Genomic DNA, 26,210 nt, shown 5'->3' with positions numbered 1-26,210 from the left:
CCTCACGCCTCGCGCAGGCGGTAGCCGACTCCGCGTACGGTCTCCACCAGGCGGGCATCGCCCAGCTTGCCGCGCAGTGACCCGACGTGCACCTCGACGGTGTGCCGGTCGGCCCAGGTGGTGCCCCAGGCGTCCAGCAGGATGCGGTCGCGGGGCACCGCCACCCCGGGCTGACGGGCCAGCGAGAGCAGCACGTCGAATTCCTTACGGGTCAGCGTGACCTCGCGGCCGTCCACCGTCACCGTCCGGGCCGCCACGTCGATACGTACCGTGCCGGCCTCGATGAGATGCCGCTCCGGCGCCGCGTTCGCGGCCCGGCGCAGCACCGCCTCGATCCGGGCCTGGAGCTCCACCATCGAGAACGGCTTGACCACGTAGTCGTCCGCGCCGAGCCGCAGGCCGAGCACCCGGTCGCGTTCCTCGCCCCGCGCGGTCACCGCGATGATGCCGAGCTGGCTGCTGCGTCGCCGCAGTTCCCGGCACAGGTCGGTGCCGTCCCCATCGGGCAGGGTCAGGTCGAGCAGGACCAGGTCGCACGGGGCAGCGGAGAGCGCTGCGGCGACGGTGGCCGCGTGCTCGACCTCGTATCCGCGTCGGGTGAGCGCGGACGACAGCGCGGCGGCCACCCGACGGTCGTCCTCCACCAGCAGGATCCGCACCCATGCCCCCGTCCATCGCACCGCCGTCCTGCGAATGGTGGCAGAAGCGTGGCGCGAACGGGGGACCCGCCTGGGGTCCGGTTCGGCTAGAGGCCGAAGACGTCGTCGGCGGTGGCGTCCCGGACACCGTCGGTGAAGCCCCGGAAACCCGGGTCCTCGTGGCTGGCCGGCACGCTGGTGACGTTGACGCCGCTGGCCTGGGTGACCGCGTCCACCAGGGGCGGGTAGTCGATCTCGGCGTCGTTGAAGGCGTCGTCGTCCGCCTCGGCCAGGTTGATCACGTGCTGGACGTCATCGGACGGGGTGTCCGGGTCCTGCGCCCACTCGCCGCCGGCTCGGTAGCACTCGTCGTACAGTGCGCGCTGGCTGTCGGTCCAGTCGTCGTCGTAGCTCTCCATCGTCACCCTCCCGCGACCCTGCTCCACCTGAGCATGCCGGGCCGCGACCGACGTCGGCGGCGGTACGGCCGAAACGCCGACCGGCCCACGTAGGCTGCCAGGGTGATCTACAAGCTGCTGCCGACCGTCGAGTGGGACGACGCCCGGGCGACCGGCGAACTGGCCGGCTCGGCGGTGGACCGACAGGACGGCTTCATCCACCTCTCCGCCGCCGACCAGGTGGTGGAGACCGCCCGGCGGCACTTCGCCGGCGCGACCGGGCTGACCCTGCTGACCGTCGTCCCGGAGCGGCTGGGCGACGCGCTGCGCTGGGAGCCGTCGCGGGGTGGGCAACTCTTTCCGCACCTGTACGGCCCGCTGCCGGTGACGGCGGTGGTGGCGGCGCAGCCACTGTCGGCGGACCTCCCGGTCCCCGACGCGGTCGCCGCCCTGCTGGGCTGACACGACCGCGCCCGGCCCGACAGGTGTCGGACCGGGCGCGGATCGGCGAACACGGTCAGCGGCAGAGGCGGCCGATCTCCTCCTGGAACCGGTCCATCGGGTTGGCCTCGGCGGGGCCGAGCAGGTAGGTCTTCAATTCGCGGCGAGCCTCGGTCATCGGGTCGTCGCCGGCCCGGGTCACCGCCACGATCTTCTCCAACTCGCCGCAGTCCCCGGAGAGCAGGTACGCGGCCCGCGCCGTCGGGTAGTCCCGGCGGAACTCGTCCTCGGACAGGCCGGCCGGGTTGGCCACCACGTACGGCCGCTGGCTCTGCACGAAGTCGGAGACCACACTGGACACGTCGCTGACCAGCAGGTCGGTCTGGTTGAAGCAGTCGAACAGCGCGGGCGTACGGCCGGTGACCACCAGGTGGGCGGTCCCGTCCAGGGAGGCCGCGTCCGGGTTGCCGCCGGCGGCCCGGATGAGACCCACCACCCGCTCGTGCACCGCCAGTGCCGCCTTGGACCTCGACCCGGTGAGCGGGTGCGGCTTGTAGATCAGGCGCACCCCGGGGTTGGCGGTCAGCAGCCCCTTGACGATCCGCTCCCCCATCAGCACCAGCGAGGTGTGGTACGGGTCGTCGTCGAGCCAGCCCTCCCAGGTGGGGGCGTAGAGCACGGTGAACGGCCGGTCCACCGACTCGGCGCCGAAGGTGTGCACGCCGGCCAGCTGCGGCCGGCCGATCTCGACGATGTCCGAGTCGAGAACCCCCACCCCGGCTCGGGCGTACCGTTCACGGCCGGCCAGGCCGGCGACCCAGACCTCGTCGTACACCTTGCTGTACGGGTTGACGCTGGCCTGCTTGTCGCTGTCGCCGTGCCCGACGAAGACGTGCTTGGTGCCGGGCTCGCGGAGCATGTGGATGTTGGCGCCGACGTTCGCGGCGTAGAGCGCCGCGCGGATCCCGCCGAGTTCGAGGTTCATGAAGTCCACCCCGGCCGGTACGCAGATCACCGGCAGCCGGGTGTCGGCCAGGTCGATGAACGCCTCCCGGCTGCGCATCAGCACCACCGCGCGCTGTTGCAGGGCCTCGGTCGGCGCGAGCCACATGTTGGCCTGGTAGACGTCCTTGGCCGGGCCGGCGAAATAGAGCGCCACCTCGGGCCGGTAGGTGTCCAGCCAACGCTGCACGGCCGGCAGCAGCGGGCTCTGCCCGGCGCCCCGGCCACGCAGCCAGGTCAACGCGATGATCGCGCCCACCACACCGGTCGCGACCACCGCCACGGCGGCGGCCACGACGAACGGCGTCTCGTCGTGCTGGACCGCGGCGGCCACGGCGGCCGGCACCAGCAACAGGTTGAGCAGCGGCATCCGGTCACCGGCGACGGCGGCCGCCCAGCCCGGCGGCCGAGGGGCCGAGCGCAGCGGGCCCAACTCGATGTTGCGCACCAGGACGGAGAGCGGGTTACGACGATCGATCATGGTGGACAGCGCGCCGGCGAAGACCGAGACGACCCACACCGCGGCCGGCAGGACCAGCAGCAGGGTCAGCGACGCCCCGTCGAGCGCGACCTCCGCGGCGACCAGCAGTACGGCCGCCAGGTCCCGGGTCAGCTGCCGGTACGACAGGTGCAGGCCGACCTTCTCCAACAGCAGCTGCGACTGCGGCGACCAGCGGGCGAGGGCGAACTCGCCGATCACGGCGGCCAGCCCGGCGACGGCGAACAGACCGACCCAGCCGAAACCCCCGGCGACGAGCATGACCAGGTAGGACAGCACCAGCAGCGCGCTGCGGGCGGCAACTCCGATGCGTCCTGTCAACGTGCCGAACAAACGAGTTCGCTCCCTACGAGTTTCCTGACGGGGTGGGCCCGGTCCTGGCGCATGCGACACACCAAGTTTGCGCCCGTGGCGTGCACGCACCACAACACCGCGGCCGGCGGCCAACGTGTGTGACTGCGACCTTAACGCGAGAGGACGTGGAGGCATCGTCCGGGTATCCGAGCACCATTCCGGTCAAAACCCCTCCCCCGACCACGGTCAGAAGCCGCTCGCCAAGGGACCGGGCGGGCCGACGCGGTAGCAGATCATGCCGCCGGGCGACTTGCGGGAGGCGAACTCCACGAGCCCGAGAGCGGGTGCGGCATCGTTGGCGGCCTTGTTGGTCCTCCACAGGCACACCGTTCCCACCTGCACCCGGTGCATGGCGTTGGCGACCTCGGGAAGGTAGACCGACTCCCCGTCCGCGAACCTGGCGAGCAGCAGCCGGTCCAGCGAGAACTGCGTCTGCGGGCCGTAGTCGGTCAGGTAGAGGTCGCGGGGCAGCACCACCCGAACCTTTGTGGTGACCTGCGGGAGCGCCCGCATGACCGTCGACGGGGCGAGCAGCAGACCCTCCGGACGGTCCTGCCTCTCGATCCAGAAAGAGACGTTCTTGCGGGTCTCCAGCATCCGCCAGCTCGGCTTCATCGACTGGACCGAGTCGTCGCCCCACATCGGCTTGCCGAGGGTGAAGAAGGCGAACACCAGGACGGCGGGCAGCGCGACGGCGAGGACCCGGTTGACCCGGGCCAGACCGGGCAGGCGGATGACCGCCAGGAAGCCGACCAGCGCCGGCACCGGCAGGATCCACGGCACCCGCCAGAGCACCGCCGTCAGACCGCTCAGGTCGCCGCCGAACTTCAACAGACCCGGAACCATCAGGGCCGTCACCGCCAGCGCCGCGCCGGCGGCGAGTTGCTGCGGCACACCACGGCGGAGCACCAGGGGCGACCACCAGACGGCGAGCCCACCGATGACACCGAGGATACCGAGCCAGAGGGTGAGTTCGTAGATGGTCCGCAGGGGCAGCAGCGGGGCGTACGTCGCGGCGGCCTCCTCCACGCCGCCACGCAGGACCTGGACGAGTACGCCGGACAGCAGCGGATAGAGCGAGGCTGCCGCGAAGCACAGCACGGCGTCCCGCACCCGCCGGGTGGCGAGCAGCACCACACCGGCCGCCGCGGCGAGCAGGGGCAGGAGGATGACCGCGGTGGTGGTGTAGCCGACGCTGGCGACGGAGAGCAGCGTGAGCAGGACCAGGGCACGCCGCGAGCGGTTCTCCAGGTAGTCCGTGAGGTAGACCCAGGCCAGTGGGATCAGGGCGTGCACGAAGACGCTCTTGCCCTGGGTGAGCCGGGGCAGGTGGTAAGTGTTCAGGGCGTCGGCGTAGTAGGCCACGAGCAGGATGTACGCCACCGCCACGCCGAACGCGACCAGCGGACGCCGCGGCGCCCACCGCTGCACGAGACGCCACAGGGCGAGGATCGCGAAGACGGCCAGCACCGGCAGGACGAGGTACCAGGTCGCCGACGCGGCATGGACGTGCACGACGCGGGCCAGCGCCCCGATGAACACCTCGAAGGAGGGCAGCGGCGGGTTCGCCGAGCCGCCCGGCAGGACGCCCTCGGTGAACAGGAAGTCCCGGAACGGGATGTTGTCGCGCTCGGCCACCCAGACCGACTTGCCCACGTAGAAGACGTCGTCGAGCGACACCCGGCGGATCAGCGTGGCGAAGTACGCGGCGGCCAGGGCGACCGCGATCACGACGTACGCCTGCGCCGGCGTGGTCTTCTCCCGCACGACCGGTGCCGTGGCCGCGCCGGTCGCCGCGCCCCGGCTGGGCAGGGTCAGCCAGACGGAGATCACCGAGACCAGACCGAGCGCGGCCGCCAACCACCAGCTCAGCGAGCCGGTGCCGAAGGCCGCGAACATCGCCGCACCGACCGCGGCACCGACCGGCAGGGCATACCGACGCAGCAGCGTCGCCCGGTCGACCACGGCGGCGGGCGCCTCGGCCGGCGTGGTCGACGCATCGTCGCCGGCGCGCGGCACGGCCGTCTCCCGCCCCCGGAACCTCCAGGCCACGTACGCCGCGACCGGCAGCAGGGCGACCCAGATGAGAAAGACGACGGAGGGACGCAGGTCGAGACCGAGGTTGAGGTGGTACAGCAACGTCCAGATGGCGAAGCCGACCACCGCGGCGTCGGTGAACACGACGGGGACGGCCGCCACCGCGGCGTTGATCCGCCGGGTCAGCCCGGGGCCCCGGTCGGACCGGTCGCCATCGCCTGCCCGAGCACCCGGGCTCGCGGCGCTCCTCTGGTCGGCTGGCGCTGGCGCCACAACAGCGTCTTGGACTCTCGTCACGGGGCGTCCTTGTCGTCCGGCAGCGGATTATGGGAGAAAACTGGGTGTCTGCTCAGTGACAGCCGGGTGTCAAGGGGGCAGCTTAGCGGAGGCGGACGGCACGACCGGTCACCCGGCGGTGCGGTGTCGCCGGCCTGTCAACTGGCGACCGGCGCGGCCCGTGGGTGCGGCACGGCGTCGTCCACGCCGAGCCCAACGGCCACCGATTCGACCATTTTGTCCAGGTAGCTGTCGGTGAGTGGGAGACGGGCGATCGCGAGCCGCCAGTAGAGCGGACCGACGATGAGGTCGACCGCGGCGTCCGGGTCGGTGTCGGCCGGCAGCTCGCCGCGCTGCACGGCACGGGCCACCAGCCGACCGGCGATCTCCTGCTGCCGGGCCTGCAGCACCTGCCGCAGGCTCGCGTCGATGGTGGGATTGCGGGCGGCCTCGGCCAGCAGGTCCGGGATGATCTGCGAGGCCAGCGGGTGGCGCAGCGCGTGCGCCACGGCCTGGAACAGCAGCGCGAGGTCGCCGCGCAGGGTGCCGGTGTCCAGCACCGGCAGCTTGCCGTGCGCCGCGGCGGCGACGAGCTCCAGCACCAGGTCGAGCTTCGAGTTCCAGCGCCGGTAGATCGCCGTCTTGCTGACGCCGGCCCGGCGGGCCACCGCCTCGATGGAGAGCCGGCCGTAGCCGACCGCGGCGAGCTCCTGCATCAGCGCGCGGCGAATGGCCGTGGTGATCTCACCACGGAGCACCGCCGCGCCGGCCGGGGCCCGCCTCTTCTCGATCGTCACCAGGGACTCTTCTCGGGGTTCACGGGGACCAGAGTAGCGCAACGACGATACGGTTGCGTCCCGACGTGTTTCGGACTACTGTCCACGCAGCGACGAGGCGGCGCAGCGCGCACAGATCCCTCTAGGATTCCATCGTCTCGAGCAACCCGTCTGCACGAAAGATCGGAGCGCCATTTCCATGGCCACCACCGCGCTGGTCGACCCCGAAACGGGCCTGACCCAGGCGCAGCTGGCCGCTCGGCACGGACTACGGGTCGCCGGTGAGCGACCCAGTCTCGCCGAGTACAGCCGCCGACTGTGGGCCTACCGGCACTTCATCGCCGCGTACGCCAACGCCAAGCTCGTCGCCTCGTACAGCAATGCCAAGCTGGGTCAGCTCTGGCAGGTGCTCACACCCCTGACCAACGCCGCGGTCTACTACCTGATCTTCGGGGTGGTGCTGTCGCAGAACGACATCCCGAACTACATCGCGTACCTGACCACCGGGCTGTTCATCTTCAACTTCACCCAGAGCGCGGTGCTGGCCGGCACCCAGTCGATCAGCGGCAACCTCGGGCTGATCCGGGCACTGCACTTCCCCCGGGCCAGCCTGCCGCTGTCCACGACGATGACGCAGTTCCAGCAACTGCTGGCGTCGATGGTGGTGCTGATCGGCATCGTGCTCGTCACCGGCGAGCCGATCACCCTGAAGTGGCTGATGCTGGTGCCGGCCCTGCTGCTGCAGGCGGTGTTCAACGCCGGCGTGGTGCTGCTGGTGGCCCGGATGGGCGCCAAGGCCAGCGACCTGAAGCAGGTCATGCCGTTCGTCCTGCGCACCTGGATGTACGGCTCCGGCGTCCTCTACAACGTCAGCCTCTTCGAGAAGCTGCCCGGCTGGGCGACGACGCTGGTCCAGTACAACCCGATGCTGGTCTACATCGAGCTGGCCCGGTACGCCCTGCTGGAGCAGGCACCGCTGCTCAACGAGTCGTTGACCCGACTCTGGCTGGTGGCCGTGGGCTGGGCGCTGGTCGCCGGGATCGGTGGTTACATCTACTTCTGGCGCGGCGAACAGGAGTACGGCCGTGGTTGATTATCTGCAGGCCGCCGACGAGGCGACCGTTCCCCTGCCGGTGGCACCGGAACGGATCCCGACCGTGGTGGTGGACGACGCGCACATCATCTACCGGGTGCACCAGGGCGCCGGCGGCGGCACCACTCCGGTGGCCGCGCTACGTCGGCTGGTCAAGCGCACCTCCGCGCCGAACGTACGGGAGGTGCACGCGATCAAGGGCGTCTCGTTCACCGCGTACCGGGGCGAGGCGATCGGGCTGATCGGCACGAACGGCTCAGGGAAGTCCACCATCCTGCGGGCCATCGCCGGCCTGTTGCCGGTCAACCGGGGCGCGATCCACACCCAGGGGCAGCCCTCGCTGCTGGGCGTGAACGCGGCGCTGCTCAACGATCTCTCGGGCGAGCGCAACGTCACCCTCGGCTGCCTGGCGATGGGGATGCATCCCGACGAGGTGGCCCAGCAGGCCGCCGGGATCATCGACTTCTCCGGGATCAACGAGCGGGGTGACTTCGCCAGCCTGCCGATGCGGACCTACTCCTCCGGGATGGCCGCCCGGCTGCGCTTCTCGATCGCCGCGGCGAAGAAGCACGACGTGCTGCTGATCGACGAGGCGTTGGCGACCGGCGACAAGGGCTTCCGCAAGCGCAGCGAGCAGCGGGTGCGGGAGCTGCGCGAGGGGGCCGGGACGGTGTTCCTGGTCAGCCACCAGCTCTCCTCGGTACGGGACACCTGCGAGCGGACGATCTGGTTGGAATCCGGCGTTCTGCGGATGGACGGCCCCACGGATGAGGTCATCCGGGCATATGAGGCCTACGCGAACAGCAAGTAGAGTGCCGGCGAACCTCCGGCATCGACACGGCGCCATGGACCGCGTCGCCCGCGTTGGGGCGGCGCGGTTCGCGCGTTAAGGTTCATTCCGTCGCCGCTCGGGCGGAACCTTCCGTTCACGTATCCCTGAGAGTGAGGATCCGGCACATGACGCAGGACCAGACCACTGGCCCGGACGCCGCACCGGAGACCCCGGCACCGTGGCGTCCCTCGCGGACGGTGGCCGTGGTGCTGGCCGGCGGCACAGGGACCCGGCTGGGCCTCGGCATCCCGAAGCAGCTGCTGAAGATCGCCGGCAAGCCGATCATCGAGCACACCCTGGCGGTCTTCGAGGCAGCGCCGGAGATCGACGAGATCATCGTGCTGATGGCGACCGGGCACGTCGAGGACGCCCGGCAGATCGTCGAGAAGGCCGGCCTGCGCAAGGTCACCAAGGTGATCGAGGGCGGCGACACGCGTAACGCGACCACCCGGATCGCGCTGGACGCCGTCGGCCCGGCGGACTGCAACATCCTCTTCCACGACGCGGTACGCCCGCTGCTCAGCGGCCGGATCGTGCGCGAGTGCGTGAACGCGCTCTGGACCTACGCCGCGGTGGACGTGGCCATCCCGTCCGCCGACACGATCATCCAGTTGGACGAGAACGACTGCATCACCGACATCCCGGTCCGCTCCCGGCTGCGCCGCGGGCAGACCCCGCAGGCGTTCCGCTCCCCCACGATTCGAGAGGCGTACCGGATCGCCGAGGGTGACCCGGCGTTCGCCGCCACCGACGACTGCGGTGTGGTGCTGCGCTACCTGCCCGGCACCCCGATCAAGGTGATCGACGGCTCGGACGAGAACATCAAGGTCACCCACCCGGTCGACGTGCACCTGGCGGACAAGCTCTTCCAGCTCGCCGCTGCGCAGGCGCCCCGGCTGACCGACCACCGCAGCTACTCCGAGGAGCTGACCGGCCGCACCATCGTGGTGTTCGGCGGCAGCTACGGCATCGGCCACGAGCTGACCGAGCTGGCCCGGCGCTACGGCGCCCAGGTCTTCCCGGTCAGTCGCTCCACCACCGGCACCCACGTCGAGCGCGCCGAGGACGTCGAGGCCGCGCTGAAGGCCGCCTTCGAGGCCACCGGCCGGATCGACCACGTGGTGGTCACCGCCGGGATCCTGGAGAAGGGCGCCCTCGCCGAGATGGACGAGGCGACGATGGACCGGCTGCTCCAGGTCAACTTCGTCGGCCCGGTGACCATCGCCCGGCAGTCCCTGCCGTACCTGCAGCAGACCAAGGGCCAGCTGCTGCTCTACACCTCCAGCTCGTACACCCGGGGGCGGGCCCGCTACGCGCTCTACTCGGCCACCAAGGCCGCCCTGGTCAACCTCACCCAGGCGCTGGCCGACGAGTGGGCCGAGGTCGGCGTACGGGTCAACTGCATCAACCCGGAGCGGACCGCGACCCCGATGCGCACCCGGGCATTCGGCGAGGAGCCGGAGCACACGCTGCTCGCCGCCGAAGCCGTGGCCCAGTCGTCGCTGGACGTGCTGATCTCCGACCTGACCGGCCAGGTGATCGACGTACGCCGGGCACCCGGCGACGGGCCCACGCCGACCGTGCCGACCCAGGCCAGCCCGGGTCTGCTCGAGGCGCCGGCCGGCGCGACCTCCGCGAACTGACGCCAACGGCGGCGAACGGAGCGACATGCGTGGTGACCTGGTCCGAAAGCTGGCCGCCCGGGGCCTGAGCGCCGGCCTGGCCGTGCTGACCTTCGTCGTACTGGCGCTGACCGGTGCCACCGGTTGGGGGCTGGCGCTGGCCATCGCCGCGCTGGCCGCCGCGGCGGCGGAACGCCGGGTCCGGGCCGGCGCGGACACCGTCGCCGAGACCGCGCTGATCGGCGCGGCGATCCTGGTCGGGTACGAACGGCGGCTCGACGCCGGGTTCTCCCTGGCGTTGGCCGGCACCGCGTTGGTCCTGCTCGGGCTGGTGCTGCTGGTGGGGCCGCTGCGCACCGCCGGCAACCTGGAGATGCGGGCCGCCAACCTGCCGGTACGGTCCTGGACTCCGCTGATCGCCGACCAGCTCGGCGCGGCCCTGCTCGGGCTGCTCGCCGTGGTGACCCTGGCCGCGGCGCTGGCCCTGCCGGCCGCGGTGGCACTGGTCGCCAGTCTGCTGGTCGCCGCCGGCGCCGGGGTGGTCGCGGTGGACCTGGCCCGGCGGCGATTCCGGCCGGCCACCGAGGGTTCGGCGGTGGCCCGTGCGCTGCGACGGCAGCAGCCGGAGTTCCTGCTCTACTTCTCCGCGCCGCCCGGCTCTGAATACCAGGTCACCATGTGGCTGCCGTACCTGCGGCGGATCGGCCGGCCGTTCCTGGTCGTGGTGCGCGAGCCGGAGTTCCTGGCGCCGATCGCCGCCGCCACCGACGCCCCGGTGGTCTACTGCCCCACCCTCCGTGCCCTGGACGAGGTGCTGGTGCCGAGCCTGCGGGTGGCGTTCTACGTCAACCACGGGGCGAAGAACAGCCACTGCATCCGGTTCACCCAGCTCACCCACGTGCAGCTGCACCACGGCGACAGCGACAAGGCGCCGAGCGCCAACCCGGTGTCGGGGATCTTCGACCGGATCTTCGTGGCCGGTCCGGCGGCGATCGACCGGTACACCCGAGCCGGGGTGCGGATCCCGGCCGAGAAGTTCGTCGTGGTGGGCCGCCCGCAGGTCGAGTCGATCAAGGTGCGTCCGGAACCGGAGCACGGGTTGGCGCACCCGACGGTGCTCTACACCCCGACCTGGACCGGGCACCACGCCGACGCCGACTACTGCTCGCTGCCGGTGGCCGAGGAGCTGCTGCGGCGGCTGCTGGAGCGCGATGCCACGGTGATCCTGCGGGCGCACCCGTACACCGCGCAGAACCCGGCCTCGGCCCGGCAGCTGGGGCGACTCACCGAGCTGCTGGTCGCCGATCACGCCCGCACCGGCCGGCTGCACGTGTGCGGCACGGCGGCCCGGGAGCTGACGTTGACCGAGTGCGTCAACCGCTCCGACGCGCTGGTCTCCGACGTGTCCGGAGTGATCTCGGATTACCTCTACTCCGGCAAGCCGTACGCGGTCACCGACATGGGCGACGATGGTGCCGAGTTCACGGGGCACTTCCCGCTGGCCGCGTCGGGCTACGTGCTGCGCCGCGACATGTCGAACGTGGACGAGGTGCTGACCGCGCTCCTGGACACCGACCCGCTGGCCGCGGAGCGCTGGGCCACCCGCCGACGTTACCTGGGTGACTTCCCGGCCGACGCGTACGCCGAGGCGTTCCTGACCGCCGCCCGGCGGGAGCTGGAGCCCGCGAAGACGATGGCCGCGTCCGCGTCGGTGTAAGGGCTCAGCGGTACGCGTCCAGCAGTGCCAGCACCGCCGCCGGGTCCTCGACGTGTGCGTTGTGCCCGAGCCCCGGCAGCGTCGCGACCGGTACGCCGAACTCCTTGAGCTGCGCGTCGGTCACCATCGGGTCGTGCTCGCCGCGGGCCAGCACCACCGGCACGTCGGTCGCCGCCAGCAGTGCGGCCAGGTCGGGCTCACCGACGGCGAACGCGTTCGCGTCCATCGCCAGTCGCCACCGGCCGTCGACCTCCCGCAGCCCGGCGTCCACCACCGGATGGTCCGCCGGGATCAGGCCGGTGAGCCCGGCGACCCGCAGGTAGCGGCGGGCGGCCTCGGTACGGCTGGCGAACCAGCTCACCGGGCGGTCGGCGAGCTCGGCGGCACGAGCCAGCTCGGCGGGCGTCCAGACCGCCTTGATTCCCAGCCCGACGACCGCGTCCACCGGTGTCCCGACGGCGCGGGCGGCCAACGCCAGGCCGACCACCCCGCCCAGCGAGTGCCCGAGCACGACGATCCGGTCGTCGGCGGCCAGACCGCTCGCGATCCGCTCGGCGAACCCGCCGAAGGAGTACGACGGCAGCGGGGCCGACCAGCCGTGCCCGGCGAGGTCCGGCGCCAGCCACCGCCCGGGCCAGTGCTGCTCCAACAGTGGCGCCCAGGGCAACCAGATGTCCCCGGTCGCCCCCATCCCGTGCAGCAGCAGCAGGACGGGCCGACGGCCGGTACGGGCATCCGATTCATCCACCACGGCCGCAGTCTCCCACGGTTCGCGGGCCGGTACGAGGATCACCGACGGGGACGACGTACCGACAAAGATCCACTGTAGAGTTCGCCGCCTGGCGGGCCGATCCGGCCCGTCGGTCCCGGAGCGGAGAGGAGCCCGACATGCTCACAAGGCATCGATCAGTACTGGTGGCGGCCCTGGCGGCCGTCGCGGTCGGCACAGCGCCCGGCGCTCCGGCGCTCGCAACGGCGTCGAACGTGCCCACGCCGACCCTCGGCACCGACGCGGTCGTGGCGGCCGACCGGGTCCTGCGGGTCTACAACAACAACATCGAGAACCTGGTGCTGAACAACGCCGACGGGACGTGCACCCGGGTCTCCGGGCCGGACCACCTGACCTCGATGCTGGTGGACGACAACGGCAGCAAGGGCACTGCCGGCGTGGTGGCGCCCGACATCCTGATCGTGCAGCAGGTGCGCGGGACCGGCCAGGCCGAGGCGTACGCCGACCAACTGTCGGCCAAGTTCGGCTACCCGGCGGGCACGTACGGGGCGATCGTGGCGTGGAGTGACCCGGAGCCGTGGGGCGGCACGCACAAGTGCAGCTCCCAGTCGCTCGGTGACCTGAAAAAGAAGCAGACCAACGGGATCATCTGGAACACCAGGACGCTCAACCTCGCCGCTGGCGACGTCTCGAAGTACTGGAGCGCGGGCTGGCTCAAGCCGGGCACGGCGTACGCCAACGGAGCCGGGTGCACGCTCTACAAGCCGCCGAACAGCGACCCGGACAGCACCGACTACTACAAGTGGAAGCGGACCAGCGCCATCGCGGCCCGGTTCACCATCAAGGCGACCGGCACCAGCGTGTTCGCCGCGACCATGCACCTGCCCCAGGAGAACCGGCAGAACGCGTGTGCCGGCGACGGCGACACCGGGATCGCCAACTCCGGCATCCACCTCGGCGCGGACGCCACCAGCCTGCTGAACGCGTCCACGATCCGCATCGTGGGGATCGACGCGAACCGTACGGGCATCGCGCCGAGCACCCTGAGCGGCTACGGCATGACCGGCTACGGTTCCGCCGCCACCAGCGGCTCCAGCAAGATCGATTATCTCTTCGTGAAGGGCGGCGTGCAGCCGTCCAGCATCGGCCACACGATCAGCGGGACGAAGTCGAACCACCTCGCCCTGTACGGCTTCATCAGCTACTGACCGTACCGACACGGACGCCGCGGGCGCCGGCCCCTCGTGGGGGACGGCGCCCGCGGCGGCTACGCCCGGATCAGGCGGAGTATCCCCGAGTGGCGATCCAGTTGGCCAGATCGATCGTGGTGATCCAGTACGCCGGGTCGGCCGGGTTCGCCGAGTCGGCGATCCGCACGGTCCGCCCGTTGTCCTTGTAACCCACCACGGCGATGTAGTGCCCGCCGCCGTACGAGTGCCAGCCGCCGTCGGTGTCGGTGGCGTCGCCGACGACGTTGGCCACCACTCCGCGACCGTCGGTGATCGCCTTGACCACGTCAGCCTGGAGCCGGTCCATCTGGGCCGGGCTCGGCGAACCGGCGAACATCCGGGTCTGGTACGGGTTGCCCTTGACCTCGGCGTTGAGAACCCGGGTGGTGTCCTCGGCCGAGTTGGTGCCCATCTCGGTGGTGCCCAGCTCGGCGCCCAACTCCTCCTGGGTGCGGTCGATGCCGGTGGCGCTCAGCGCGTTGCGGGTGGCCGCCGGGCCGCAGTTGTAGTACGTGTTCTGCGCCTGGTAGTCGTAGTCGAGCACCTTGGTCGCGGGGGGCTTCGGCGGTGCCGGCTTGCGGGTCAGGTCCGGGTTGCTGGTGGCCTTGGCGGCGGGCGACGCGGCGCTGGTGGCCGGAGCGGCGGTGGTCGGCGCGGCGCTGGCCGAGGGGGACGCCACGCGTGCCTCGCTGCGGGACGCGGCGGTGTCGCTGCGCATCTCGGCGACCGTGGTCGCGGTGCGCTGGGCGGCGGGGGCGTCGTCGGTGCCGGCGAGCAGGGCGCCGGTGGTGGTCGCGATCGCGAGGGCCGCGGCGGAGGCGGCGACGATCTGGTACGGGCGCTCGGTGGCGAGGCGGCGGAGCTGACGCTGCAGGGTGTGCTTCACGGGGTCCTCCACGGATCGGGGGGAGAGCGGCGCACCGGGCGGATTCGGTATCCGGGCAGGCGCCAGCGCGCAGACCGTGGTCCGCGCGGGGTGAACCGCTCAGGGGAACGCCCGGCTCGGCCGGGCGGGAAGGGCGGCGACCCGGAGGTCAGCTCACCGTCACCGGGCGAATAAGCGGGGGCACCGCGGTGCCGTGAAGGCGGGGGAACAACCAAGGGGTGGAGAGGTGCTGCACGAGGATGGAACTCCTTCCGACACCGCCTACCGGGTTAGCTGACGGATTCGGGCGGGAAGATCGCCCTACCGCGGGCCGGTGGCTCGCGGATTCACCCCGGACTTAACTGTTGGGTCCCCGGTTCGTGGATCACGATTGAGCGGGTCGGCGCGGCGTCGCCTCTTGCGATCGGTTACCGCACCGGACGCGCCGACACTACTGGCCACTTCGAGCCCTGCCAAGCCCGCTCCACCTGCGTAAACCTGAATTGGTACGACAATTTCTGCGCGTATTGCCGCTGACGCGACTCGATGGGACAACCGGTTACGGCAGCGCCTACGGGCGATAACCGGACAGGCCGTCGACAACACCGACGTATTCGCGGGAACAATCGCGCCGATCGTGCCGCCCGCCCGATTTCCGCCGCGTGTGACCGGGCTCACCCACTGATCGGAGGATCAGCCCACCCGGGCCGGTCGCCAACGCGCCACGGCGGCCGGCCGGAACGCCGCGGTCACCACCCGGCGCACCAGCAGCGGGCTCGGCCGCGACCGCGCCACAGCCGCGTACGCCTCCTCGGCGAGGGTGCGGGCCGACTCGGCGGCCAGTTCCGCGTCCCGCCATGCCATCTGTTCCCGCTCGGCGGCGGCCAGGTAGGCGGCACGCCGGCCGTCCCGGATCGCCCGGCTCAGCAGCGCCTCCTGCTCGACCGGGTGCCGGCGGGCGTCCCAGCCGTGCCGGTGGCCGAACACGTCGCCGAGTTGCCGCATGGACAGCTCGCCGCGCCAGTGCGCCGCCATCGCGGCCTGGTGCAGGTAGCGCTCCCGGGCGGCGTACTCGGCGGGGGTACGCGGGGTACGCGGGGTGGGCAACGCGGCGGCGCCGGCGAACCGGCGGGCGGCGGTGTCCGCCTCGTCGTACTCGGCCCACGCCCGTTCCGCCTGCTCCTGGGCGGTCAGCCACTCGGTACGCCGGCGGTGGGCGGTCTGCACCGCGCCGCCCGCGGCCACGGCCACCTCCTCGGCGTACCGGCGCAGGTCGGCGGCCTCGGCGGCGGCGGACTCGGCCAGGTCCCGGGCGGTTGGCACGGCCGGGGCCGGGTCGGGAGCAGGCCGGTCCCGTTCCGGGCGGGCGACCAGCACGGCGAGCACGGTCAGCGCCAGCAGGAACAGGGCCGACCAGATGGCGGCGGCCTGCGGTACCTCGGTCAGGAACTGGTAGAAGACGACGGTCTCCATGGTCGGCACCTCGGGGAGAGAGCGATGCGATGGGGAGCCGCACCGGCCGCACGAGCCGTGGCGGGCCACGGATGGGCGGGCGGTGGGGTGCGGAGCTGTTGGGTCGACAGGCGCGGCGGCGGGAGACTCGTCCCGGGTGTTCAGCGCCGCCCTGGTGGGGCCCTGGGCGCGCGGCTGGCCGGACCGTCGACGCGGGGTAGTCGGTCGGCCCCGGCCGTACCCATCGGGGTCACGCCGGCCGGGTGGACGGGGACCGCGCTCTCGCCGCCGGGCGACGCCGGCTGCGGGTCGGTCGACCACGCGGGGCCGACCCCCTCGGCGACGCTGTCAACGGCGACCCGGACGGTGTACGTGGCAGCGTCCGCCCAGACGGTCTGCGCGGCGGCGTCAACCCGGACGGCGTGCGCGGCGGCGTCCGCCCGGACGGACCAGGACGACGGCGCGAGCTGCTCGGCGGCGAACGCCGGTGGGACCGCGGCTGGAACCGACGACGCGGTGGCGGTGGCGGGCGACGCGCCGGCACCGAGGGCGAGGGCCGCGACGACGGCGAGGCTGGTCAGCATCCGCGTCGCCCAACGCGCTACCCACCACAGCGGACAGGTGAGCGCGACCGGGAGCATCTCCACACGCTACCGCCGACACCCACCGGACGCATCGGCGCCGGGCGTGTCGGTTCGCGGCACGCCGACCGTGCTGACCAGGGTGGACGGTTCAGCGCGAGTCGGCGTACGTCGATCGCTCGCCGGCCTGGCCGACCCGGGACCCGGCCCCGGCGGCCTCGGGCACGGCGGCCTCGGGCACGGCGGCCTCGGGCACAGCGGCCTCGGGTGCGGTGCGTTGGCGGGGGACGGCCGGGCGGCGTGGGGCGAGTCGGCGCATCAGCGGGGTCTCGACGTAGCGGTGCAGCAGCCCGGCCAGGACCAGGTTCACCACCAGGAAGCCGAGCACCACGACCGGGCCGCGCCAGCCACCGAAGCCGGTACCCCAGTCCCCGGTCCAGCGCAGCACCGAGATCATCACCAGCACGTGCACGAGGTAGAAGGCGAACGAGACCTCGCCGAGCCAGATCAGTGGGCGGGACCGCCACGGCGAGCGCAGCCCCCGCACGTCAGCGTTCGCCGCGGCGGTGATCACCAGGAGGTACGCCACCGCGAGCAGGGTGGTCCACAGCTCGGCGCGAATCCACTGCACGGAGGCCACCCAGGTGGCCACGAAGATGATGCCGGCGCCGGCCAGCCCGGGGCCGCGCCACCGGCCTCGGAGCATCAGCTCGGCCGCCACCGCGCCCAGCCAGAATTCCAGTGACCGCGCCGGTGGGAAGATCTGGGTGAACCACCAGCGGCTGACCTCCGGCACCAGTTGCTGGGCCGGCCAGAGCGCGAGGATCAGCAGCGGCATCGCGACGAGCAGCGCCCAGAGCAGCGCCGGCCGGGCCCGACGGAGCAACGGCAGCACCAGCGGCAGGCAGAGGTAGAAGAAGAACTCGCAGGACAACGACCAGCTCACCGTGTTGATGCTGTAGAACCACCCGGGCCGGGGGTCCCAGGCCTGCAGCAGGAGCAGGTTCTCCAGTGCGGCGGCCGGCAGGACCGGATCGGCGAACCACCAGGCGACCAGCAGCGCCGCCGCCCACAGCACCAGGTGGTTCGGATAGATCTTGGCGACCCGCCGCCGCCAGAAGGTCCGTCGGGAGTCGCCGGGGCGGGCCGACCAGACCAGCACGAAGCCGCTGAGCACGAAGAAGAACTGCACCCCGGACAGGCCGAGGGCGAACATCTGGTCGATCACGGCCTTGTAGTCCGGCTCGGCGATGATCCGCATGGTGGCGGCGTGGAAGCCGAAGACCAGCAACGCGGCGATCCAGCGCAGCCCGGTCAACGAGGGCAGTCGGGGGGCGGCGGGCGCGGGCCGGACGGTCGAAGGGGCGCTGGTCATGCCGGGGTCCCGACGCTCCGCAGGGTCACCAGCACGTGCGTATCCTCCTCGGCGCGGCTGCGGGCTGCGCGGCGGCGAAGCCCACGACGGCCCCGAAGGGCCGCACCGGGGCACCCTACCGGGTCACTAACGGGTGAACCGGACGTGTCCGACGACCGTCGTTAACCTTCCGCTGGGCGGGAGTTCAGAGACTCCACCTTCCTCGGCCACGTCAGGTTCCGGGGCCGGCCACCCGGATCGTTGAAGGTGGCGACGTGGTCAATGAGCCGACGCACGCACCGCTGCTGAGCATCGTCGTGCCCGTGTACGGCGTCGAGGCGTACCTGTACCAGTGCCTCGAGTCGATCCGGGCCGACATTCCGGCCGGCGAGGCGGACGCGGTCGAGCTGATCGCGGTCGACGACGCCTCCCCCGACGGCTGCGGTGCCATGCTGCGCTCGTACGCCGCCGGTCGGGACGGGGTCCGCGTCGTGCACCTGAGCTCGAACGTGGGCCTGGGCCTGGCCCGCAACGCCGGCCTCGACGTGGCCACCGGCCGGTACGTCTGGTTCGTCGACAGCGACGACTGGCTGCCGCCGGGCACCATCGCGGCGGTGCTCGACCGACTGCGTCAGCACCAGCCCGACCTGCTGATGCTGGACCACCTGCGAGTGCACGAGGACGGCCGCCGCGAGATCGACGCGAGCAGCCACCTGCTGCGCGGGATCTCCGGGGTGGCCCGGTTGGCCGACCAGCCACAGCTCCTGCGCGTGCAGCACACCGCGTGGAACAAGGTGGTCCGCCGGGCCTTCCTGGACGAGCTGGAGCTGCGGTTCTACCCGGGCTGGTACGAGGACATCCCGTTCAGCCACCCCCTGTTGATCGGCGCGGAGAAGATCTCGGTGCTGGACCGGGTCTGCTACCTCTACCGGCAGGGCCGGCAGGGCGCGATCACCTCCACCCGCAGCGGCCGGCACTTCGACGCGTTCGACCAGTACGAGCGGCTGATGGACTGGGTCCGCCGGCGGCACCCGGACGAGCGGTTGCAGGCCGAGCTGTTCGAGCTGATGATCAGCCACTACCTGGTGGTGGTCGGCAACGACGACCGGTTGCACCCGCACCTGCGCCGGGCGTTCTTCCACCGGGTCGCCGAGCACTACCGCCGCTACCTGCCCACCGGTGGCTATCCCCTACCGCCGGGCGTGGGCGGGCTCAAGCACCGGCTGGTCGGGCGCGGTGACTACCTGGCGTACTCCGCGCTGCGGCAGGCGCACCGGGTCGCGGGTCGGCTGCGCCGCCCGGGTGCCGGGGGGCCGGCCGACGACGGCGCCCGGTCGGATTCGGCCGACGGGGAAGCCGATCGAGAGGCGGACACCGCCACCGCGGCGTGGAGCGGCATCGGGCCCGCCGTCGACGACGCATCATTGACGGTCTCGGCGGCTCGGCCCGACGCGCTGGCGGGGCGCCGCCTGCCGTGATCTTCCCCATCGCACACCACGCCGGGAGCCGGGTCGGTTCCCGGCGCCCTGGTTTTCCAGGTCGTCCGCCCACCGGGTGGACGACGACAGCACCACCGCACTCCGGTGCGGGCGTACCTGAGCAGAGGTCGGAATGACGGCGACAATCAAGATCGGACCGCACGCGGTCGGTGCCGGGGAGCGACCCTTCGTGGTCGCCGAGATGTCCGGCAACCACAACGGCGACCTGGACCGGGCGCTCGCCATCGTCGACGCGGTGGCCGAGAGCGGGGCGCACGCGCTCAAGCTCCAGACGTACCGGCCGGACACGATCACGATCGACGTCGACACCCCGGCGTTCCGCATCTCCAGTGGGCACGAGCTGTGGGGCGGGGAGAACCTGTACCGGCTCTACGAGCGGGCACACACCCCGTACGAGTGGCACGCCCCGATCTTCGCGCGGGCCCGTGAGCGCGGTCTGACCGTGTTCTCGTCACCGTTCGACGCGACCGCCGTGGAGCTGCTGGAGTCGCTGGACGCGCCGGCGTACAAGATCGCTTCCTCGGAGCTGGTCGACCTGCCGTTGATCCGGTTGGTGGCCAACACCGGCAAGCCCATGGTGATCTCCACCGGGATGGCGACGGCGGCCGAGATCGACGCGGCCGTGCGGACCGCCCGCGACGGTGGTGCGGCGGGCATCGTGCTGCTGGCGTGTACCGCGTCCTACCCGGCGCCGCCGGCCGACAGCAACCTGCGCCGGATCCCGGTGCTGGCCGGGGCGTTCGACGTGCCGGTCGGGCTCTCCGACCACACGCCCGGGATCGGGGTGGCGGTCGCCTCGGTGGCGTTGGGCGCCTGCTTCATCGAGAAGCACGTGACGCTGGACCGGGCCGACGGCGGCGTGGACTCGGACTTCTCACTGAACCCCGCAGAACTGGCCGCGCTGGTGGCCGAGTCGGGCCGGGCGTACGCGGCGCTGGGCGGTACCGCGATCGGCCCGACCCCGGCCGAGCGGGAGGGACTGCGGTTCCGCCGTTCGCTCTTCGTGGTCGAGGACGTGCGGGCCGGCGACCCGGTCACCGCGCAGAACGTCCGGTCCATCCGGCCGGCCGGTGGGCTGGCCCCGGTGGAGATCCACCGGGTGCTCGGCCGGACCTTCGCCACCGACGTCCCCCGTGGCACCCCACTGAGCTGGGACCTGATCTGACGACCCGCGGCCGGGGTGCACAACCGCACCCCGGCCTCCCGGCCCGCCCCGCCGCCGCTGGGGCTGACGGGACCGCGTGATCAAGGGGCGGGCGCTGGGGCGAAGCCGACGGTGACCACCAGGTCGGCCGTACGCAGGGTGCGCCAGAGAGCGGTTCCGTCGGCCGGGGTACCCAGCCCGTGCCAGCGCCACCAGGTCGCGATCGGCACGTCGGCGAGCTTGCAGCAGCACTCGGCCCGGGTCCAGCGAGCCCAGAAGTCACCCGCGCCGAAGCGCCGGGCCAACGCTGGCGGCACCGGGGCCTCGGCGCGCTCCCCGTCGATGGCCACCCGCCAACCGGGCGCCGGCGGCCCGTACCAGCCGACGCAGCGCCCGTCGTCGAGGTGGCTGCGGGTCACCGCGTCGGCCAGCTCGGCGGGCGTACCGATTCGCAGGTGCCGTTCGGCGGCGGCGAGCAGTCCCGGCACCAGACGCGGCCCGCTGGCGCCGCCCCGCGGTGTGGCAACGGCCGGGCCGGCGCCGGTGACCGGCACCGGCGCGATCGGCCGCAGATCAGATGGAGGCTGCACCGTCCACCACGATGACCTGGCCGTTGATGTTGGTCTGTTCCCGCAGCAGCATCCGGACCACCGGCACGACCTCCACCGGCTCGGTCAGGTGGCCGGTCGGGGTGCGGCGGACGATCTGGTCGAGCTGGGTCGGGCCGAGCACCGCGGACATCTCCGAGGCGAAGAAGCCGGGTGCGACCGCGTTGACCAGCATCCGGCCGCCCAGTTCACGGGCGAGCGAACGGGTCGCGGCGTCCATCCCACCCTTGGTCGCCGAGTACGCGACAAGCCCCGGGAAACCGCGCTGCGCGCAGATCGAGGTGATGTTGACGATCCGGCCGCGCAGGCCCTTGCCGAGCATCCGCCGAACCACCAGCCGGGTCAGCTGCAACGGCGCGGTCAGGTTGGTCTCGATGATCCGGGCGATGTCGTCGGTGGCGGTGTGCACGTGCAGGGAATCTTGCCCGACGGCGGCGTTGTTGACGATCCCGTCGATCGGGCCGAGGCGCTGCTCGACCTCGCGGACGAAGGCCTGGGCGGCGCTCAGGTCGGTGACGTCCACCGACCCGACGTGCACCCGGTCGGGGTGCTCGGCGGCGAGCTTCTCCAGCTCCGGGGTGACGGTACGGGCGAACGCGGCCACCCGTACGCCCTGGTCGAGCAGGTCGGTGACGATGGCCAGGCCCAAGCCCCGGGAGCCGCCGGAGACGAGGACCACGGAGCTGGGCGGGACGAGCTGGGTGTCGGCGAGGTCAGACATCGCTCTTCAGGGTCTCCTTGACGGGAATCTCGGACAGCAGGCGGATCCGGCGTGGCACCGCGTGCTCGGGCAGTCGGTCGGCGCACCAGCGGACCAGCGCGGCCTCGTCCGGAAGGCCGCCTTCGGGGCCGTCGGACGAGTCGGCGGGGGCGAGGACCACCTCGGCCACCACCATCCGGCCGAGCACCGGGGCCCGGCGGCCGGTGACCCGGGCCCAGGCGACCGCCGGGTGCCCGGTCAGCACGCCGCGAACCAGGCCGGCGGAGACCTTGCTGCCACCGACGTTGATCTCGTCGGAGTCCAGCCGGCCGGTGATCAGCACCCGGTCGTCGACGACCTGCACCCGGTCTCCGGTGCGGACCGGGCCCGCGAGCCCGGCGCCGTGGTACGGGGAGGTGACGATCAGCTCGTCGTCGCGTACGGAGAGCGTCGGCCGGCCGTCGGTCTGCCGGTCCAGCCAGTCGACCGGGAACCCGGCCCGCCCGTCGTGCACCACAATGGACGCCCCCACCTCGGAGGACGCGTAGATCCAGGAGATCCGGGCGGCGGGGAAGAGCTCCCGGAGCTGGTCCAGGATCGCCTGGTCCACCGGCTCACCGCCGAGGGTGATCTGACGCAGCGGCACCCGGGCCAGCGCGTCGGCGTCCCGGTAGAGGGTGCGACGCCAGAACGTCGGCGTACCGGACGCGGCGTCGACCCCGTGCGCGGCGGCGACCGCCGGCCAGTCGTCCAGCTCGTCCGGCTCGACGACCACCAGGTGCTGACCGGGCTGGGTCAGCGACAGGGTCACCACCTGCCACCAGGCGTACGTGCCGGGGGCGTAGGGGCAGAGCCAGGTCCGGTCGGGCTGGTCGGCCCGCACGGTGGTCAGCGTGTCGAGCGTGTGCCCGACCCGCTTGGGACGACCGGTGGAGCCGGAGGTCAGCAGCCACAGCCGGCCGGGCTCGGCGGCGCGGGGCCGGGACGACGCCTCCGGGTGCACCCCGGCCTCGTCGAGGACGGTCACGGTGAACCCGGCGTCCAGCAGCTCCCCGCGCATCGCCGCGTCGACCCGGCTCGCGCTGCTGAGCAGCAGCTCGGTGCCGTGCACGGCGTGCTGCCGTGCGGCGGCGAGCGCGTCCCCGGCGGAGTGCGCGAGCACCGCGGCGGGGTCGGGCAGAGCCGGCTGGGGCAGCGTCCGCCAGGTCAGCTCGGCACCGCCGACGACGAGCCGGTTGTCGACGCCGGCCGGCTCGGACTGCCCGGCGGCCGGGTGCCGCGGTGTCGCGACGGTCACTGGTGCTGGAGCTCGACGAGGAAGTCGAGGACGTCCCCGACGGTGGCGATGCGGCGCAGGCCGGGGGCGTCGAAGTTGAGCTCCTCCCCCGTCTCGTCCTCCACCCGCAGGGCCAGCTCGGAGAAGTCCAGGGAGCGGAAGCCGATGTCCCGCAGCTGCGCCGCGTCGTCGGCGGGCAGCTCCTTGTCCTGGTTCTTGAGCACCTGAGCCATGAGGTCGCGGATCTGCGCGCGACTCAATTCGTTCATGCGCCGGAGTCTACAACCCAGCGAATGGATATCTGATTTCCCGGTAGGCCCGGGTAAGGTGCCGGGACCGGACGTGAACACATCGGAAAGCGAGAGGCACGTGCTGCGCGAAGCGACGGCGGACGACGTTCACCTGATGTTGTCCTGGCGTAATCAGGAAACCAACCGTCAGGTCAGCAAGACCAGTCACGAAATCACCGCCGACGAGCACGCCCGGTGGTGGTCGGCGGTGCGGAACGACCCGTCCCGGCGGGTGCTGGTGTACGTCCGCGACGACCGGGCCTGCGGTGTGGTCACCTTCTTCGACCTGCGGCTGGACGGTCCCCGTACCGGCGCCTGGGGCTTCTATCTGGACGCCGACGGGCTGGCCGAGCGGGACGAGACGCTGCCCGCCTGGCTGGGGGTCATGCGGGACGCCGTCGAGTACGCCTTCGACGGTCTGCACCTGAACCGACTCGACGGGGAGGTGCTCGCCCACAACACCGTGGTGCGGCAGATGAACCGGCGTTTCCGATTCGTCGAGGGCACGCCGCGACAGGAACTGTCCGACGGTCGGGAAATCACCGTCATCCCGATTTCCCTGGACCGGGCCAACCGCCGCCAGCGCTGATTTTCGCGGCGCATTCGGCAATGGCCAAAATCCATTAACCGCCCGTGCCCCCGGTGGACATCCCCCGTTCATGAAATGTGGATGTCCACCGGGGGCACGGGACGAATCGGCACCCGGCCGGTCAGGCCCGCCGCCAGGCCGCCCAGTGCTGGCGCGCGTTGCCGCCCAGCCGGACGAAGCCGTACCTCGTGCCGTCCCAGTCGTCGGGTTGCCCGGGTGCCCAGCGGGTGAACACGACCTGCGCCGCGGCCGGCGGCTGCTCGCGGAACCACCGCACGTCCGTCCAGGTCACCTGATGGCTGAGGTTGAACCGCAGGATGTAGTGCACGCCGGTGGAAGCCCACACCCGCTCGCCGGGGCGTACCCCGAGGTCGGCCACCCGGGGAGTCGGCGCGGTGCTCGCCGCCATCGGGAGCACCAACCGCTGGTCGATGACCTGCATGGTGAACATGTTGACCACGACCAACGCGCCGAGTATCGGCAGCCGCAGCCGGGGCACCTGGACCACGGCGACGAGCAGCAGAACTGCGCCGATACCGATCAGCGACCCGACCACCGGCCGCATCTCCCGCCAACCGCCGGTGAGCGCCATCAGGTCCGGGGCACCGAAGCCGCCGTAGCGCAGTGTGTGGCCCCGACTGGCCACGTACGCGAGTCGGACGGCGATCAGCGCGCCGCCGGCGACCAGCAGGGCGACCGCGACGGCAGCCCGGCGCAGCAGAACCCGGCGCTCGGCGGTGAGCAGCACCCCGAGCCCGACCAGCAGCCAGAACGGGGCGAGCATCTGCACGTAGCGGCCGTAGATCGCGTCCAGCGGCTTCTCGGTGATGCCGGCCAGGATCACCGACGCCCCGCTGGCCACCCCGACGCTGACCACCAGCGCCACGCCCATCGTCCAGCGGGTGGCGTCGCCGCGCCGGGGGCGCCACAGCTCCTTGACCGCGGCGGCCCAGGCCACCCCGGCCATCCCGAACGTGATCACCACGAGGTACCAGAGCTGGGTGGCGACCGCCGCGCCGACCCGGACCACGCCGGGGCCGGACGCGACCGCGGCGACCGTGCCGCCGCCGGGGGTGCTGCCGAGCAGATAGACCTTGTCGCCGAGGTAGTGGATTCCGGCCTCGTTGACCAATGCCATGGCGAGCACCGGCAGCAGCGCGGCGAGCACCGCGACCGGGGTGATCCGACGGCGGAACAGCAGCAGCAGGACCAGCCCGGCATGCACCGCGACGATCACCAGGCCGCGGGAGTGCAGCAGGTGGAACGCGCCGACCAGCAGACCGGTGGTCGCGGCGGCGAGCGGACCGGGCCGTTCGATCCAGCGGTGCACGGCGAGCAGCCAGGCGACCACCAGCGGCGCCATCACCGTGTCGATCATCGCGACGCTGGAGTAGAAGGCGGTGGCCGGCAGGGTCGCCGCCACCACGGCACCGAGCAGGGCGTACGACCGGCGCAGTCCCAGCAGCCGCCGGCCGAGCAGGTACGCCAGCGGGAGCAGCGCCGAGTTCACCATCGCGTTGATCAGCTGGACCAGCCGGTAGCTGTCGGTGAAATCCCGGTCCCCGAGGAACGCCGGCGAGATCAGCATCGGGTAGCCGACCCGACGCAGCAGGTCGTTCTCGCTGCTGAACCCGCCCGGCCCGCCGGTCAGCGCGCGGGCCGTGTTCAGGTAGCTGTCCTCGTCGGTGTGCGCGATCGGCAGCACGATGTGCCGCGCCAGCCACATTCGCCAGACGACGCTGAGCACCCACCCGACGACCAGCAGCGCCGGCACCAGCCAGCGCCGGGCGGGTGCCGCCGGTGGAGTCTCGGCCGGTACGGCCGGCCGTTCCAGCACGTCACTGCCGGATGCCATCACTGCCTCCTGAACTGCCGGCCGGACCGGGCGTCCGGGGCCGGTGGGCACGCCAGACCGGCCGGTGACGCTCGGGGACGACCCGCTCGCACCGAGGTGGTGCGGCTGTCGGGTGAACGCGGGGACCGGCGGCACGCGAGACGCGGCCGGGTCGCTCGCGCGGCCACTGTAACGGCCCGATCGGGCCTGGTCAGCCCACTGCGCGGGTGAACGGAACTGTTCGCCTGCGCGGTGCCCGCCATTCACGGGAGCACAGCGCGCGGTTAACCCGGGAGCGCCGGCCCGTTAACCCGCCATGGTTAGCGTCTCACCCCGGTCGGCCGGCCGAGGGCCGCCGGTTCATCCACGAACAC

The 26,210-nt window shown here is 72.1% G+C and carries 24 protein-coding genes and 1 riboswitch; of the genes, 9 read left to right on the top strand and 15 right to left on the bottom strand.

Annotated elements, in window-relative coordinates; translation table 11 throughout:
• Positions 1–2: 2 nt before the first annotated feature.
• Together ACFQGL_RS09085 and ACFQGL_RS09080 are read right to left on the bottom strand one after the other, a co-directional pair.
• Entirely contained in the window at positions 3–659 is a 657-nt protein-coding gene (locus ACFQGL_RS09085; RefSeq protein WP_377508293.1) for a response regulator transcription factor, read from the bottom strand.
• Between the two features lie 86 nt (positions 660–745).
• Positions 746–1,057, bottom strand: coding sequence for a hypothetical protein (locus ACFQGL_RS09080; RefSeq protein WP_377508290.1), 312 nt, complete (start codon positions 1,055–1,057; stop codon positions 746–748).
• Between the two features lie 102 nt (positions 1,058–1,159).
• Between ACFQGL_RS09080 and ACFQGL_RS09075 the strand changes: the two genes are divergently transcribed.
• Positions 1,160–1,498, top strand: coding sequence for a DUF952 domain-containing protein (locus ACFQGL_RS09075; RefSeq protein ID WP_377508287.1), 339 nt, complete (start codon positions 1,160–1,162; stop codon positions 1,496–1,498).
• Positions 1,499–1,553: 55 nt separating this feature from the next.
• Here ACFQGL_RS09075 and ACFQGL_RS09070 read toward each other — a convergent pair whose 3' ends face one another.
• The 3 genes from ACFQGL_RS09070 to ACFQGL_RS09060 form a co-directional block, all read right to left on the bottom strand.
• A complete protein-coding gene (locus tag ACFQGL_RS09070; protein WP_377508284.1) occupies positions 1,554–3,311 on the bottom strand; it encodes a CDP-glycerol glycerophosphotransferase family protein in 1,758 nt (585 codons plus the stop codon).
• A 207-nt stretch (positions 3,312–3,518) separates the two neighbouring features.
• Entirely contained in the window at positions 3,519–5,531 is a 2,013-nt protein-coding gene (locus tag ACFQGL_RS09065; RefSeq protein ID WP_377508281.1) for a DUF6077 domain-containing protein, read from the bottom strand.
• A gap of 272 nt (positions 5,532–5,803) precedes the next feature.
• Entirely contained in the window at positions 5,804–6,403 is a 600-nt protein-coding gene (locus ACFQGL_RS09060; protein WP_377508401.1) for a TetR/AcrR family transcriptional regulator, read from the bottom strand.
• A gap of 217 nt (positions 6,404–6,620) precedes the next feature.
• On the opposite strand from ACFQGL_RS09060, the gene ACFQGL_RS09055 reads away from it, so the two are divergent.
• The 4 genes from ACFQGL_RS09055 (at position 6,621) to ACFQGL_RS09040 (ending at position 11,685) form a co-directional block, all read left to right on the top strand.
• A complete protein-coding gene (locus ACFQGL_RS09055; RefSeq protein ID WP_377508278.1) occupies positions 6,621–7,514 on the top strand; it encodes an ABC transporter permease in 894 nt (297 codons plus the stop codon).
• The gene (locus tag ACFQGL_RS09050) at positions 7,507–8,325 is read left to right on the top strand and encodes an ABC transporter ATP-binding protein (RefSeq protein ID WP_377508275.1); all 819 of its coding nucleotides are present in this window, start codon (positions 7,507–7,509) and stop codon (positions 8,323–8,325) included. The genes ACFQGL_RS09055 and ACFQGL_RS09050 overlap by 8 nt, the downstream gene beginning before the upstream one ends.
• A 146-nt stretch (positions 8,326–8,471) precedes the next feature.
• On the top strand, positions 8,472–9,989 hold the full coding sequence (locus ACFQGL_RS09045; protein WP_377508272.1) for a D-ribitol-5-phosphate cytidylyltransferase: 1,518 nt from the start codon (positions 8,472–8,474) through the stop codon (positions 9,987–9,989).
• Positions 9,990–10,014: 25 nt separating this feature from the next.
• Positions 10,015–11,685, top strand: coding sequence for a CDP-glycerol glycerophosphotransferase family protein (locus ACFQGL_RS09040; protein ID WP_377508269.1), 1,671 nt, complete (start codon positions 10,015–10,017; stop codon positions 11,683–11,685).
• Positions 11,686–11,689: 4 nt separating this feature from the next.
• On the opposite strand, the gene ACFQGL_RS09035 is transcribed toward ACFQGL_RS09040, so the two are convergent.
• Positions 11,690–12,436, bottom strand: a complete 747-nt coding sequence (locus tag ACFQGL_RS09035) for an alpha/beta fold hydrolase (RefSeq protein WP_377508266.1) — start codon at positions 12,434–12,436, stop codon at positions 11,690–11,692.
• A gap of 137 nt (positions 12,437–12,573) precedes the next feature.
• Between ACFQGL_RS09035 and ACFQGL_RS09030 the strand changes: the two genes are divergently transcribed.
• Positions 12,574–13,623: a hypothetical protein gene (locus tag ACFQGL_RS09030; RefSeq protein ID WP_377508264.1), complete on the top strand. Its 1,050-nt coding sequence runs from the start codon at positions 12,574–12,576 to the stop codon at positions 13,621–13,623.
• A 70-nt stretch (positions 13,624–13,693) separates the two neighbouring features.
• Here the strand turns inward: ACFQGL_RS09030 and ACFQGL_RS09025 are convergent, their stop codons facing one another.
• From ACFQGL_RS09025 to ACFQGL_RS09010, 4 genes are all read right to left on the bottom strand, one after another.
• A complete protein-coding gene (locus tag ACFQGL_RS09025) occupies positions 13,694–14,542 on the bottom strand; it encodes a C39 family peptidase (protein ID WP_377508261.1) in 849 nt (282 codons plus the stop codon).
• Positions 14,543–14,773: 231 nt separating this feature from the next.
• Positions 14,774–14,917: riboswitch (cyclic di-AMP (ydaO/yuaA leader) on the bottom strand.
• Positions 14,918–15,202: 285 nt separating this feature from the next.
• The gene (locus ACFQGL_RS09020) at positions 15,203–15,982 is read right to left on the bottom strand and encodes a hypothetical protein (protein ID WP_377508258.1); all 780 of its coding nucleotides are present in this window, start codon (positions 15,980–15,982) and stop codon (positions 15,203–15,205) included.
• A gap of 140 nt (positions 15,983–16,122) precedes the next feature.
• On the bottom strand, positions 16,123–16,602 hold the full coding sequence (locus ACFQGL_RS09015) for a hypothetical protein (RefSeq protein ID WP_377508256.1): 480 nt from the start codon (positions 16,600–16,602) through the stop codon (positions 16,123–16,125).
• A 91-nt stretch (positions 16,603–16,693) separates the two neighbouring features.
• Positions 16,694–17,917, bottom strand: a complete 1,224-nt coding sequence (locus tag ACFQGL_RS09010; RefSeq protein WP_377508253.1) for an acyltransferase family protein — start codon at positions 17,915–17,917, stop codon at positions 16,694–16,696.
• A 254-nt stretch (positions 17,918–18,171) separates the two neighbouring features.
• On the opposite strand from ACFQGL_RS09010, the gene ACFQGL_RS09005 reads away from it, so the two are divergent.
• Both ACFQGL_RS09005 and pseI read left to right on the top strand, forming a co-directional pair.
• Positions 18,172–19,374, top strand: coding sequence for a glycosyltransferase family 2 protein (locus ACFQGL_RS09005; RefSeq protein WP_377508250.1), 1,203 nt, complete (start codon positions 18,172–18,174; stop codon positions 19,372–19,374).
• Between the two features lie 133 nt (positions 19,375–19,507).
• Positions 19,508–20,560: a pseudaminic acid synthase gene (pseI, locus tag ACFQGL_RS09000; RefSeq protein WP_377508247.1), complete on the top strand. Its 1,053-nt coding sequence runs from the start codon at positions 19,508–19,510 to the stop codon at positions 20,558–20,560.
• 80 nt (positions 20,561–20,640) lie between these two features.
• Here the strand turns inward: pseI and ACFQGL_RS08995 are convergent, their stop codons facing one another.
• The 4 genes from ACFQGL_RS08995 to ACFQGL_RS08980 are packed head-to-tail and all read right to left on the bottom strand — an operon-like array spanning position 20,641 to position 23,392.
• Positions 20,641–21,129 carry a hypothetical protein gene (locus ACFQGL_RS08995; protein WP_377508244.1) on the bottom strand — a complete coding sequence of 163 codons (489 nt, stop codon included), beginning with the start codon at positions 21,127–21,129 and terminating at the stop codon, positions 20,641–20,643.
• A complete protein-coding gene (locus tag ACFQGL_RS08990) occupies positions 21,113–21,868 on the bottom strand; it encodes an SDR family NAD(P)-dependent oxidoreductase (RefSeq protein WP_377508241.1) in 756 nt (251 codons plus the stop codon). The genes ACFQGL_RS08995 and ACFQGL_RS08990 overlap by 17 nt, the downstream gene beginning before the upstream one ends.
• A complete protein-coding gene (locus tag ACFQGL_RS08985; RefSeq protein ID WP_377508238.1) occupies positions 21,861–23,144 on the bottom strand; it encodes an AMP-binding protein in 1,284 nt (427 codons plus the stop codon). Before ACFQGL_RS08985 ends, ACFQGL_RS08990 begins: the two co-directional genes overlap by 8 nt.
• Positions 23,141–23,392, bottom strand: coding sequence for an acyl carrier protein (locus tag ACFQGL_RS08980; RefSeq protein ID WP_363752166.1), 252 nt, complete (start codon positions 23,390–23,392; stop codon positions 23,141–23,143). Before ACFQGL_RS08980 ends, ACFQGL_RS08985 begins: the two co-directional genes overlap by 4 nt.
• 73 nt (positions 23,393–23,465) lie before the next feature.
• On the opposite strand from ACFQGL_RS08980, the gene ACFQGL_RS08975 reads away from it, so the two are divergent.
• Entirely contained in the window at positions 23,466–24,002 is a 537-nt protein-coding gene (locus tag ACFQGL_RS08975) for a GNAT family N-acetyltransferase (protein ID WP_377508234.1), read from the top strand.
• Positions 24,003–24,123: 121 nt separating this feature from the next.
• Here ACFQGL_RS08975 and ACFQGL_RS08970 read toward each other — a convergent pair whose 3' ends face one another.
• The gene (locus ACFQGL_RS08970; protein ID WP_377508231.1) at positions 24,124–25,857 is read right to left on the bottom strand and encodes a hypothetical protein; all 1,734 of its coding nucleotides are present in this window, start codon (positions 25,855–25,857) and stop codon (positions 24,124–24,126) included.
• Positions 25,858–26,210 lie beyond the last annotated feature (353 nt).

Source organism: Micromonospora vulcania, from assembly GCF_042658605.1.
In the GTDB taxonomy this organism is placed as follows: domain Bacteria; phylum Actinomycetota; class Actinomycetes; order Mycobacteriales; family Micromonosporaceae; genus Micromonospora; species Micromonospora vulcania.
This window is presented reverse-complemented; position numbering and strand designations above follow the sequence as displayed.